10 protein-coding genes are annotated in these 13,475 nt (G+C 53.7%); all 10 read right to left on the bottom strand.

Annotated elements, in window-relative coordinates; genetic code table 11:
* Positions 1-3: 3 nt before the first annotated feature.
* The 10 genes from AC27N8_RS02395 to AC27N8_RS02350 all read right to left on the bottom strand — a co-directional run bounded on the left by AC27N8_RS02395 (position 4) and on the right by AC27N8_RS02350 (position 13,471).
* Positions 4-2,502 carry a hypothetical protein gene (locus AC27N8_RS02395; RefSeq protein ID WP_487063577.1) on the bottom strand — a complete coding sequence of 833 codons (2,499 nt, stop codon included), beginning with the start codon at positions 2,500-2,502 and terminating at the stop codon, positions 4-6.
* 95 nt (positions 2,503-2,597) lie between these two features.
* Positions 2,598-4,955, bottom strand: a complete 2,358-nt coding sequence (locus AC27N8_RS02390; protein WP_487063575.1) for a hypothetical protein — start codon at positions 4,953-4,955, stop codon at positions 2,598-2,600.
* A gap of 29 nt (positions 4,956-4,984) precedes the next feature.
* Positions 4,985-6,685, bottom strand: a complete 1,701-nt coding sequence (locus AC27N8_RS02385; protein ID WP_487063573.1) for a phage tail protein — start codon at positions 6,683-6,685, stop codon at positions 4,985-4,987.
* Positions 6,686-6,708: 23 nt separating this feature from the next.
* On the bottom strand, positions 6,709-8,892 hold the full coding sequence (locus tag AC27N8_RS02380) for a putative baseplate assembly protein (protein WP_487063571.1): 2,184 nt from the start codon (positions 8,890-8,892) through the stop codon (positions 6,709-6,711).
* A 3-nt stretch (positions 8,893-8,895) separates the two neighbouring features.
* A complete protein-coding gene (locus AC27N8_RS02375; RefSeq protein WP_487063569.1) occupies positions 8,896-9,285 on the bottom strand; it encodes a GPW/gp25 family protein in 390 nt (129 codons plus the stop codon).
* A gap of 17 nt (positions 9,286-9,302) precedes the next feature.
* The gene (locus AC27N8_RS02370) at positions 9,303-9,668 is read right to left on the bottom strand and encodes a hypothetical protein (protein WP_487063567.1); all 366 of its coding nucleotides are present in this window, start codon (positions 9,666-9,668) and stop codon (positions 9,303-9,305) included.
* Between the two features lie 20 nt (positions 9,669-9,688).
* Positions 9,689-11,350, bottom strand: a complete 1,662-nt coding sequence (locus AC27N8_RS02365) for a phage baseplate assembly protein V (RefSeq protein WP_487063565.1) — start codon at positions 11,348-11,350, stop codon at positions 9,689-9,691.
* Positions 11,351-11,352: 2 nt separating this feature from the next.
* Entirely contained in the window at positions 11,353-11,976 is a 624-nt protein-coding gene (locus tag AC27N8_RS02360; protein ID WP_487063563.1) for a CIS tube protein, read from the bottom strand.
* Positions 11,977-11,984: 8 nt separating this feature from the next.
* Entirely contained in the window at positions 11,985-13,340 is a 1,356-nt protein-coding gene (locus tag AC27N8_RS02355) for an eCIS core domain-containing protein (RefSeq protein WP_487063561.1), read from the bottom strand.
* Entirely contained in the window at positions 13,340-13,471 is a 132-nt protein-coding gene (locus tag AC27N8_RS02350) for a DUF6760 family protein (RefSeq protein WP_487067891.1), read from the bottom strand. The genes AC27N8_RS02355 and AC27N8_RS02350 overlap by 1 nt, the downstream gene beginning before the upstream one ends.
* Positions 13,472-13,475: the final 4 nt, after the last annotated feature.

Below are 13,475 nucleotides of genomic sequence, written 5' to 3'. Positions count from 1 at the left end.
GACTTATATCTTGTCCTCGATGGGCTGATAGTTTTCATAGCCTGCTCGAATCCCCTGGACAAAGTAATCAAATTCGCCACTTTTGCCCTGGACTTCACGCACGACAATATGTGTTGTATCAACTTCTACGGCGTACAATTGTAACCATTCTCCACGCGGAGTCAGCTGAATCGTTAGATCTTGCTGATTGGTGACAAGTCGGAAATGCTCGGGGAGCTCAACCGTTGCTTTGCCGTCGACAAGTGTACCTTTTCCTCGAATGTAGGTACCCGATTCTCCTCCTTCCAGTGAGACATAGGCTATCTGCTTGTTCTCATTATCTGGATGTTGATGGACAAACTTTTTCTGGCCGGTAACGGAAAAGTTGCCTGTGATCACGACATTTCTAGACTGGTCGATGCTCATGACTTCGTTGTCGCCTGGATTACCGCCAAAGGAGAAGCGTAAGCGTCCCAGTGTGCGACCAGCTGGCCCGTTATCGATGTGGAACCAGGCGAATCCATCCGGCGGGAAGAAGGTGATTGCTCCAGCCGACGTGAAGTCAAGTCCGGTGGCGATGCGTCCCAGGACATGTAACGGTGTGCGTGGACTTGAGAGCCCTACGGCAAGCGTATTGGCGTTCAGGGTATTTGTCGCGATAGAGTTGCTGGCTGAGAGACTGCTCGCGGAGACAGAGCCACTGGCGAAGAGGCTGCCCGTCGAGACGGAACTGGTCGCTGAGAGACTGCTCGCGGAGACGGAGCTGGTCGCCGAGAGGCTACTGGCTTTGACGGAGCCGGTAGCCGAGAGGCTGCTGGCTGTAATTGTACCCGTGGTCGAGAGACTGCCAGCGGAGACAGCACCGGTAGTGGTAAGACTGTTGGCTGTAATGGGACCTGTACTGGAGAGACTGCCGACGGAGACGGAGCCGGTGGTTGCGAGACTGCCAGCGGAGACAGAGCCAGTAGTCGTAAGGCTATTGGCAGAGACAGAGCCGCTGGCTGAGAGCGTACTCGCAGAGACAGAACCGCTGCTTGAGAGGCTGCCAGCGGAGATGGGGCCGGTAGTCGTAAGGCTATTGGCCGTAATGGAACCTGTACTGGAGAGGCTATTGGCTGCAATTGCACCCGTAGCGGTAATGCTGCCTGCTTCACTATCGATAGTCACCGTCTCGTTCTTTGCCGCATTTCGTGCCACGATGTGCTCGGCTGCCAGTGAGACTTTGGCAAAATTCCCGCCGCCGTCACGCTCCATATGAACTTCGTCGCTGGGGTTGGGGACGGTGATGGAAAGCCCGCCGATTGTGCCGCTAATGACACCTGCTTCTCTGGTATCAACAACTTCAGATGAGCCGTTGGTGGCTGAGGAGAAACTCTTAAGCACATGGATACTACCAATGCCCATATCTGTCGTCTGTCGCTTATCTTGTGTGATGTTGGTAACTGACCCGTTGCTATCCAGCGAGATCGTTGCCAGAATGAGGCTCAGATTGTCACTGGTAAAATTTGCGACGTCTACCAGCCGTAGCCAGGGAGTGGAGATGAAACGAAACGAGGCTACTGGCTGAAGCGTTGATGGCTGCGAAGGCAGGGATGGTAGTGAGACCGGGATAGGGGTTTCCCATGCCTGGATAATGAGGTATTTGTTGCCACTGAGACCCGTGGTGGAAAGGTTGACACCGCCAGGACCCACGTTGACAAGCGACGCGGACGATGTTCCTGGTACGGCTGCGGTTTCAACGATCCCACCATCGCTCACAGAGATGTACTGACCGGTCGCATCAAGCGCTAGCCCTGGCAATACCGTGATGCCAGCACTTCCAACGGTGGCATTGACGCCTAATCCTGTGGCCACGCCGGGACCATGTACACTGACCTCTTGCGTCTTCTCAACGTGTCCGTTGGCTCGCTGGCGCATATCCTGTGTCAGAGAGAGGACCTGTCCGGCGTTAGGACCGCCATCGCTGGCGTTGGGATCTCCATCAAGGGTCACCTTTGCCAGAATAATACTGTTTCCGTCCTGAGGGAGATCGGCGGCCTTGACGAAGTGTAGCCAGGGAGAGTGCGTATAGAAGAAGGTGGTGCCATCGGTACCGAAGTCTTCGCTGAATTGCATGATCAAGAATTGATCGCCAATCAAGCCTGTGGTTGGCACGATGACTCCATTGGCACCAACCGTCTGAGGCTGAAGGTCGTCGGCATCGCCCACCTTGGCTGATCCATCGGGAACGATTAAGATGTGCAGCCCATTGCTATCGAGGGCAATACCCGGCTGCACTGTGACATCAGGACTGTGCAGCGTCGCTTGTACATGTAGACCAGCGGCGATGCCCGAACCATGCAAGGTTGCTCCGTGGAAGCGCTCCAGGGGTTGATAATACTGTTCCATATCCTGCCTGCTCTCCGCATGGAGCGCATTGCCTGTACGCGGTGTTCCGGAATTGGTGCGATAGTCCGTGCGTTGCAGGGGGACGGTCTGGCTTAAGAGTTGGGCGTCTGTTTGGCTGACGGGTTGATCAATCATTATCGATATCCTTTACTTTCTTTTGTGCATTTTTTCTATTTATTGCGATATACATAATCAGTCCCTCCACCATAACTGGGAGAGATGCTACATGGCTACAGCTTGTCCTGGATCGGCTGGTGATTCTCATGACCAGCTTGAAGCCCCTGGATCAGGTAATCAAATTCGCCATTTTTGCCCTGGGCTTCATGCACTACGACATGTGCTGTATCTAATTCCACGACATACAATTGCAGCCACTCGCCACGTGGCGTGAGCTGGATGGTCAGTCCTTGTTTGTGAGTTACGAGCCTGAAATGTTCCGGTAGCTCGACGGTGGCTTTGCCATCGCTGAGCGTACCAGTGCCACGAATATAGGTACCGGCCTCACCTCCTTCCAGTGAAATATAGGCGATCTGCTTGCTTGAATCATTGGGATGATCGCGCACAAATTGCTTCTGACCAGTGACGGATAAGTTCCCGGAGACCTTAACACTATTGGCGTTGAGGGTGATTTGAGCAATAGTTCCTACAGTGTCGCCACCTACGTTGAGTCCCAATTGGATCGTGCCGCTTGGATCGGGAACCCCAAGATGCAGGCTATTGTGCGTGGAACTGATGATAGCGTTGATGGCGTCTGGCTGCGAACTTCGGAAATCAGTCGCGAGGTAAAGAAAAGATGCCTGGACATACCCGGATTTGACGCCCAGCGCATTGAGAACAGATGTGGTGATTTGATTGTTGACGGTGATATTGTTGGACGCTGTGAGATTTGCCGTTATGATATTGTTATTTGATGTGATAGTTTCAGTCGTGAGACTGGTGACTGTTGTGATGCTATTGGCTTTGAGGATATTTGTTGCTACCACATTGCCAGTTATAGTACCTTCATTGTCGATAATCACATTCATAGCGGCAACCGGCCCTGGAATGACAACTTTGTTGGCGGCTAATAAAATTTGGGCACAATCACCACCTCCTTCAAGCTCCAGATGTATCTCATTGCTGGCATTGGGAACGGTCAGGGCCATCCCGGTAGCTGAGGAGTGTAGCGCTCCCGCTACGGTGCCTGCGTGGTTTAAAGAGATTGCGCCTGTCGCTAGAGAGGAACTGGTGATGGCGCCTTTCTGGCTATCAATAACCACACTCTCAGAACCATTCGCCTGTTGAGCCACTACTTTCGCTGCGCCAAGCAAGATTTTAGAACAATTGCCACCTCCGTCGCTGCCCAGGTGGATCTCGCTGTTTTGGTCAACGATCAGCGCCACGCCGTTGTCCAGGGAGCTGATCGTTCCCATCTCCTGCGTAGAGACTTCCTGACTGCTCGTCCAGTCTGAGAAGATGCTCTTTTTGAGATGGATACTGCCGACGGTCTGACCAGTTGTCTGTCGCTGCTCTTGTGTGATACTGGTGACTAATCCATTGGCGTCCAGCAGAACTGTTGCCAGCACAACACTGAGATTGTCGCTGAAAAAGTTATCGGCGTCTACCAGGCGTAGCCAGGGAGTAGAGGTGAAGCGAAAAGGAGCAATCGGCTGCAGCGTTGATGTTTGGAAGGGTATAGATGGCAGCTCAATCGGAATGGGTGTTTCCCAGGATTGGATGGTGAGGCATTTCTTTCCTGTGAGACCTGTTGTAGAAAGATCCACGCCAAGATAGCTCAGGCTTACCAGAGAATCGGGCGTGGCACCCGGTACAACTCCCGTCTCGACCGTATCTCCACCGATGAGTGCGATGTACTGACCGGTGCCATCAAGAGCCAGTCCCGGCGCTATCGAGAGATTGGCACTTCCAGGTATGGCAGAGACCTCCAGCCCCGTGATTACTCCGGGTCCACGCTCACTGACAGCGTGCGCCTGCTCCGCATGCCCGTCGGCTCGTTGTCGCATATCTTGCTGAAAATCTCTGACAATTCCTCCCTGGCTGGAATCCACGAGAATCCGCGCCAGAATGAGATTGCTCCCATCAAATGAAACATCGTCTTCTGTGACAAAATGGAGCCAGGGAGTGTGCGTAAAGAAAGCTACCGTACCATTGCTGCCAAAGTCTTCGCTGAACTGGATTACCAGATATTGATAGCCCTCCACGTTCGCGGTTGGTACGGTGACTCCATTGGTATCGACCGGCAGGGTTTGAAGGTTATCTGGATCGCCTACTTTGGCTGATCCACCGGGGATGAGCAAGATGTGCAGTCCGTTGCTATCGAGCGCAATACCGGGCTGCACAACGACATCGGGACTGCCGAGTGTGGCAAGCACATGTAAGCCTGCTGCGATACCCCAACCATGCAGTCCTGAGCCGTGGAAACGTTCCAGGGGCTGATAATACTGTTCCATATCTTGCCTGCTCTCCGCACGGAGCGCACTGCTATCGCGGGGTATTCCGTCCTTGGTACGATAGACCGTGCGTTGCAGTGGAATGGTCTGGCTGAGTGGTTGGATGTCTGTCGAGCTTGATTGTTGCTGATCTGTCATGATGTGATACTGCTACTTTCTGCTTGATGTTAATCCTGGACGCTATAGAGCATGGTCCAGGCGCTATGAGCTGGTTTTTCCTGGTTGACGATGTCGCTGATGTTTTGATAGATCTGGCGCTGATCCTGTGGGGTCGTCGAGCGCTGCGAAGAGAAATGGACTGCGACGCCAAATTCGTGCGGCTGTGTGCGCCAGGCACGTCGCATGACCGCAAGCAATTCGTCGGCCGACTCTCCATGGTCTGCGATATAAAGAGCTCCTTGCTTGTCCTGCACCATGCCGGTTGGATGCACTAGTGCTCCCTGGGTGGTCGCACGGAGGATCTTCTTTTGTGACAGGTCGACACTATAGATGACCGCTGCTTCAGCCATCTGACGTATGTATGGAAGTGACTGTGTCTGGTCCAGAGAGACGATGTATGGCTTGAGTCCCAGATCCAATACGAAAAGATGTGTATCGTCCTGACAGATGATTCCTACCGGCGTGATTAGTGGATTTCGAGCGCTGGCCTGCGAGTCTGTATTTAACAGTGGCGTTGCAACCCAGTTGGTGTTATTGCTGCGATCAACCAGGATAAGATCGGCTGGCGTGACGCTATCTTGTTCTCGTCCATCTCCGATGAGCAGATTCCCGTTGCTCAGGAGCGCCATCGAGAGCGGCTCGATGATGGTGTGAAGGGCATGCGTCCCGCTGAGGGTAACTGGGCCACCTGATGGGTCAATCTGTACATCAATAACGCTGGGCGAGGCTGGCGAATCAACGAAGGCTCCTCGGTCAAGAATGAGCAGATGCCCATTGATTAGCACCATGGCGATCGGGTAAACGAGACTCAATGCTCCTTTCGTGGCGATTGCCGTGACTGTTGTGAGTGCTGGCGCAGCGATACTATAGAGCACATTGGTTTTTGCCGTCGTGTTTGAAGTGAATGCGACGTTGTCAAGGACGTAGATGTGCCAGTTGTTCTGGGCTGTATCGGTGACAACAGCGGCCGGATTACTAAAGCTTGTGGTGCCGATACGCTTTGGTTTCCCCGTCGAGGCGTCTGGCGTGTAATTGCCGGATGGAGAGATACGCCAGATGCCTGCTCCGATTACAGGCGTCCACTTATCCGGCGTGCCGCTATCACCGACAATCAGGCTACCGTCTGGCGCAAGTGCAATACAATTGGGCGCGATGAGTCCATCGAGTATGACCGATGTGTCGCGTTTGTATGGCCCCTGGCTGACTAACGTCGTTATTTGCGCAAAGCGATCGGGTTGTGGGCGCGTGAAGAGTATTCTACTGCCATCATCTACGGCGATGCGCGGCCGCTTGTCGGCCAGCGTGTAAAGATTGAGGTACTGATTTAATCCTTCTTTGACGCCGCGTTGGTGATAGATTTGCATGATCTGGGCGATGGCTTTGCGCCTGAGGTATTCGTCCCAGGCCTGGATCGTTTGACCCTGTTGCGCGTTTCCGATTTTAGGAAAGGTCAGGTCCACGCAGGAAGCCAACCAATCCAGAAATTGGGTGGGCGTATGCCACGGATCAAAAAGCTGATACAGGTGGGCAATGACCTGCTCGATGGCCTGATACGTCTGGTCGCCACGCTGGATGACCTGTCCATCGTCGATGCCCGTCAGAATCTTTTCAAAGACACGTAGCATCTGTCCGAGAAGCGGGAACTCACCGGCCCAGAGTACAGGTGGTAGGTGACTGAGATAGCTGCTTACAGTGTTGTCGTCGCTCATGGTTTGCTCCTGATGCCTCCTTACTATACCGTTGAGGAGGCAAGTGTAATGCTGCTGCTTACCCCATAACAGACCAACTCATATTCCGCGACGTTCACCCAGACTGGTGAGATAGCGCCTGCTTGCGTTTGTTGCAAAGGACGTGTCGCCGGGGTGTAGAGTGGCGTATCGGCTGCTATGCTCAGCGATGTAATGAAGCCAAGATTTTCGTCGGGCATAATTGCCTTGAAGAGATCGGCAATGAATACGCTTTGTCCCACCTGCCATCCCTTGCCGTCCAGACCTCCATAAATGGGATGGAGGTAGCGCTGAAGCTTATTCTGCATCGTGGCTCTGACCTCCTCTGGATCACTGATCAATCCTTGCTTGGCAGCACGCTCCCACACACTCACGACCCCTGTGACCTTGATGGGCAGATAGTAAGGCCCACTGACGCGCAGGGCAGAGGTAAGAGGACGGCGCATATCGAGGTAGCTCTGCACCTGCTGGACCAGATCCTTACTGGGCCTGGGCTGAGGGATGGCGACTCCCTGGTTGGGTACGATGATCACGTTGACGTTACCCGGTGCACGGTTGATGCCCGCATAGGGCCAGGGATCTCCAACGCCAATGTGCACGTTCGGATCACCAACCTCAGCCAGATGCGGTGGCAGACAGCGTACGATGGCGACTTCATTGCTCGCCTCACTGGTCAGCATCTCATAATCCTCTACTGTCACGGCGCGATCGCGGCTCTTCAGCTCTAATGGGGCGCGCTGGAGTGTATCCTCGATCGGCTCTTCATTGACGGCATCAAAAGAAGCGGATAGATTGGTAACACCAGCGATACCAGCAATAGCCGTTGTTAGTGCATTGACGTTGCCGACTCCAACGTTCCCGGTCAGTCCGGCAGCTACGTAGCGGTATGTTGTGGCCGTGATCTGCGCACCTTTGCCCGGAATTGTGCCGTGCGTGTCGGGTTGCGCACGCGATGGGTCGTAGTTGCCAAAGTTGATCTCGCCAGTTACGGGATTGAGTCGGTAGACAGTGCCAGGCCCGGCGGGGAAGTCATCGGCTTGCGTCCAGGTCACGCCATCGACCTGAATCTCCAGATGGTTATAGGGTGTGTCGCTGTTGGGACGCTTGAAGAGAGGAAAGTTTTTGAGCTGGAAAACCTGCCAGGGAGTGCTTCCATCGCTCTGTCCCAACGGCTCTGGCTTGGGGATCGTCAGGGCGTTGTAGGCTGACACCGAGTTAAACAGGAGGTAGTTAAAACTGATCTGCACAGCTGGCGCTGTAGCACTGGGTGCGAGCACGTTGCGTAACGTGATGCCAATCCAGTTAAACGTAGCGGTGATCTGGTTGCCGGAAGGCGTTTGATTAAGAGTTGCCCATCCGGAGGGAGCCTGACTGCTCCAATCGGATGGAATGGTCACCGTGGCGATGCCATCATGTAGCAGGCCACTGGTGCGATCGATGACTTGCGGATTTGGCCAGTTGATTGGCTCGCTGGTGCCTTTTGAATAGGACCAGGTGACAGCTACCTGCGCCTGATCGGTTGCGTCTGTGGTCGTCATCTGTACCGGTTGCGAGAGGTGAATGCGCAACTGGATGGCCTGTGTCGTGGGCTTGTCGAATCCGAGCAGGAGCTGGACTGGCTGCGTCGATGGTGTACTGCCGGGTAATGTGACCTGATACCCACTCTCCAGCGAGCTTGCCAGCGTCGCAGTGATATCTGTGTATATGTAGGTGGTGACAGGGTTTCCTGCTGCGTTTGTGTTGGTCACCTGCTGCACCAGCAGTACGCTTTTTAAATTTATTGGCAGGATGCTCACGTCTTCGTCGGTCTCAAAGACAATGGCCGCTTCAGTCTCGCTGCCCTGGGTGTGTGCTTGCGTCTTCTGTGGTATCAGGATCGGCGTGTTGACCGCAGGCAGGGTGGTAAAGGTCAAAAAGGTATGCGCCGGTACCGCTGGATTACGGGTGATGCCCAGGAGATTCAAGAATGCGATATAGTTTTTTTCAGGGACACGATTGAGCCGATAGGTGAGTCCTTCAACGAGCCAGGCAAACAACTCAATGAGCGTTCTGCCTGGATCGCCAGGGCTATAATCGGTCCACTGCGGTGCATATTTAGGGATCAGAGCCACGGTCTGATCGACAAGATCCTGCCAGGTGCGGTCGTCGAGATCCGGTGGCTGGATACGGCCTCGATTAGATGTTAACATAGCTTATAATGCCTCCAGAGAAAATGGAATGGTGATGCCGAATACTTCTTGCGTTGCTCGCAGGCGATAGTGGATCTCGATCAGGAGCAGGCTATTCTGGTTGTCGTTCTCAACGAGTACCTCAAACACCTCGATCCGCGGCTCCCATTGCGTCAGGCCCTGTTGGACGTAGTAGCGAGCCAGATTAGCGGTCGCCTCGTTGTTGGGAGCAAACACCAGGCTCTTCAGGTTGCAGCCGAAGCGCGGACGCATCACACGCTCTCCATACTGCGTTCCCAGGATAATTCGGATGGATTGCTCGATCCTCTGCACACCTTCCGATTTGCGAATGCCGCCGCTGGTGCTGATCTGCACGGGATAGCCGACGCCGCTCCCAAAAAAGTTGCTGTTCACTCGATGTTCCTCTTTCTTTACACCGCAGTTAATTTGCTCTGTACTGTGCCGATGGTGATCATGTTCTTTCCCGCGGGGAATGCTGGTGAAAAACCATCGGTGAAGCCGGCGGTTGTGCCCTTGAGCATCACAGGGACGCCGCCGACCTTCAGTTTTGTTGCTCCTCCGGAGGTGATACTTTTTACTTGTGTGCACTGTTGCGAGGGAATGTTGGTGTTGGTGGTGATGGAGCAATTCTCCATCTTCCCTTGCTCGATGTCACCTTCCAACAGGACTGGAATTCCCTGTACTGTAAGTTTGTGTGTCACTCCTGTAATCGTTAACTGCCCTGAGTGGGGGCAATTGATGACACTACCGGTCGTCAATACATTCGAACCTACCATTGTTCATCTCTCTTTTCTTGTTATTGGACATCAACTCCCTGTGCTTTCAGGGTGATGTTTCCTTGCTTGGCCTCGATACTGATCGAACCGTTTTGTGAGGCCAGCGTGAGATCCGCCGAGGCGTTGATCGTGATACTTCCATCCTTATTCGAGGTATTGATTGTGATACTTCCATTATTGTTCATGGTAATTTGACTGCCACCCTTCGCACTGATGACGATCTTCTCGTTGTTTGCGGTATCGTCTAAGGTGATTGCATGTCCTGAGCGCGTTTTGATGAGGCGTATAGCATTCTGCCCATCGCTATTCGTGATGGGTGGGCGCTTTTTTCCGTTCCACAGGCTGCCAATGATAATAGGATTCGTCAGGTTGCCTTGTTCAAAGGCGACCAGCACTTCGTCGCCCACTTCGGGCAGAAAGAACATGCCGGCGTCTGCTCCGGCCATGGGCGTGGCGCAGCGTGCCCAGCTACTTTTGGCTTGCTCTGAGAACCAGGGATAGGAGACCTGAACGCGTCCCAGCGGGACGTCCCGCTGGCTATCATTGTTATCTATCACGATGCCTATCGCGACCCCATAGAAGCGCTCAGGCGTGTTGGGTGACGGAGACTCCTGGAGCGATTTGCGCAATAATGGCAATAGGTTGGCGTTGCTCTTCTGTGTGACCTCAAATTGAGTGCGATAGCCGCTCTCATCGATCGTGTGGGTGGCCTTGCGGATGCGATAGGTGCCGCTGAAACGCTTGCCGATCCCCTGAATAATGATATATTGTCCTGCTTGCAATGCAGGCATACCGATACAACTGCCAGATCCTTCATACATGCCATCCAGGATCTCCTGCATGAGGGATTGGGCGATGGTGAGCGCATCGCTGGTAGATGTGACCTTTTCACTGCGCTGAATGCGACGACCCAATGAGAGCAGGAGATTCTGACCCGCACTCCCCAGTTTGTCTAACTGATTGGCAGGATCGAAGTTGTCCGCTGTGGCAAAGGCGACAATGGTCTGTGCCAGTTCTTCGTTATAACTGCGCACAACCTGAGAGCCGGCCAGACCCGCGTTCGAGATGCGTGGCTCAAAGCTTGAAAGGTTCTTGCCCCATTCCAGTACGATCGCCTCCGTCTGTGGGCGCGGCGACTGAAAATAGAGCTTATCCCATTGCACATAGACCTCGAAGAAGTTGGCCTGGGCTAACGTCTTGAGCACTGCCATGTCACTGCTGGATTGCGGTACCGGATCTTTGTGAAAGAAGGATGATGCCTCTATCACTGGGATCAAGTTGGCTTCTCGGGCAATCGTTGTGACGATATCGCCATCGGTGTCGTTATCGAAAGTGCGACTGAGCTGATTATTGCGCATCTTATAAGAAAGGTCATAGCCAGAGATCCTGAGCGTCGGCACGCCTCCTTCAGGAAAGGATGGTTCGAGGGCTGTAATTTCTCCTAACATCATAGGGCTCAGATCGTTGCCGTAGCCCATGTAGACTTCAACCCTGGTGCCCAGATCGAAAAGCGCTGAATCCAGAAACTGGTTGTCGGGATTATACATGGTAATCGTGAACATCGAGGCCATATCCAGATCGCTCTCGAAGGTCAGGCTGATGATCTGGCTACTGACATCGGCAGTGAGTGTCAGGCCTGTCATACGGATATCGAAGCGCGGTGCGTAAAACATATCGATCATGACTAGCTCCCTCCTGGAATGCTGAGTGGTGTGCCGGAAGGGATATTTAATGGGTCATCGATGTTGTTGGCCTCGGCGATCTGTCGCCATTTGCCTGGATCACCCAGATAATTCGCCGCTAGCCCGCTTAATGTCTGTCCCTGGATGAATGTATGCAGTGCCGGTGGCCCGAGAAAGAGTCCCTGCTGCACGGCGATATCGATGCGCACATATTCCTGGAAGCGCACTGAGAGCATGGCACGTACAGGAGTGCCTTCGCGTGTGAACATCGTGAAACGTTGTCCCGCGTCGACCAGGACGCATTCGAAGGTGAAGCGACCCATGGTGAAAAGCAGCACTGGTGGTGCCTTCGTCTGTGGCAGCGTATTGAGCAGGTTGACAATCTGACCGGTGAAAACGCGTACGTCATCTCCACTATTGTAGGTATCAAAGAAGAGATCCATGCTCAGCATACGCGATTTTCCACGCACGTACTGAATAGGGGACGCATTTAGTCCAGGAATGCCCACCTCTGAAAAGTTGTTGCCTTGATCAAGTTTGAATTCTTCGGGATTATACATCACTGTAATCTTGTCGTTGGTTACGGTATTGATAATAATCGCCTTTGCCAGATTTGTAAGTGCCACAGTATTTTTTATCCTCCTCTCTCCTGATCCATCTTGATCTGCCGCATCAGATCGCGGTAGACTGCTCGCTTCAATGCCTGCATATCTGGCTGCACCAACGATGGAGTGTCATTTTCAAGGGTGCGATCGCTTGCCGCTCTCATGGGACGTTCCAGCAGCGCTGATCCTGTGGATGCGGCAGGTGATGTCGCAGGGCTGGTGCCTCTCTGAGGCACCGATGGTTTTGTGCTTCTCGGCAACGTCGATACTGGTGCGGATAATGGCGAGCGAGCTGATCCAGGTGGCGGGCCATTTTCCCATGATGCATTGCGTCTGGTTGCCAGTGCTCTCCTTTCAACATTGATGGCTTGCTGCTCTTCCTCCTGCATTCCGGTTTGTGTCGAGCGTCTCCACGAGCTTCCGGGAAGCATCGCTTGCACTACATGCGATGCCTCATGGGTTAGCAGCGCAAACCCATCTTCGTCCTGGGGACGAAAACGATTCTGGGCGAAAAAGACCTGTTGCCCTATTGTGACGGCATCGGCATTGTGAGCCTGGGCAAAGGCATGGCTTTCCGCGTCGTCGTGGATACGCATCTGCTCGCTTCCTATCCCCACGAAGTCCTGTACCCTCTGCTGGAGATGCGGTGCGAGTATGGCTCCGGTAGAACTGGCCTCCGATGATTGCGCTTGTGTCCTTGAATCTCCCATCTCAGTTGAGCGTATCGGTAATGATGGATTTATTTTGGCTGTGGGCCTCCTGTGTTCAGTGCTCCAGTTTGCAGATGACCACTTCTCTGCGTTGTCAGGGAGACGCATTTGCTCGCTCCCACTCCCTGTCAAGTTCTGGAGGTGCGGCTCGAACGTTGTTGCGCTGGATGCGCTAACTGCTCTCATCTCATTGGTTCCTGCTCGATACGGCTGTGTGTCAGCCTCTGCCTGGGTCTGAGCCAGGAAGAACGAGCGCTCTGGCTCAGATGTGAGATGTTCCCACGCCGGGTCGCTGACGGCGACTGGCAAGGTGCTGTTTCCTACCTGACCCTGCCGGTACGGTGCCAGCGATTGATTATCCAATGCCGTCCAGCCTGTCAGTGATGACCTCTGAAAGTGCTCATTCCTCTGTGTCGATGGACGTGTATCTGCAGGATATCCAGAGGACACAGAGTCGATGCGTTGAAAGCGCTTCTGTGTGGGCACTGGCAGAGCATTTAGATGTTCGATGGTTGCCTCCAGTGGTCGCAGCCAGGGAAAGACAGGCATTTTGCGACTCGCATTCTGGCGAGCCTCGCGTACCAGGCGTGCTCCTAGCGTAGGGAATGTCTGCCTCAAAAAAGGTCGTGCCGTCGTATCAACTGCTCCCTGCTCTTCTGTGTCCCGTTCGTCCATTATGACTCCTCTAATTGCGTGACGTGCTGAAGCCAGCGTTGTCGTTCAATATGGTCCAGATTGAGTAACTCTTCATGCGTCCAATGCAGGCGCGTGCCAAGGTAGGCTACCTCCTGGTAGACCCGTTCCAGAGGG

The sequence above is a fragment of the Dictyobacter sp. Z7_2 genome (assembly GCF_057551105.1).
The sequence above is the reverse complement of the archived record's forward strand: the minus strand, read 5'-3'. Positions and strand labels throughout refer to the sequence as shown.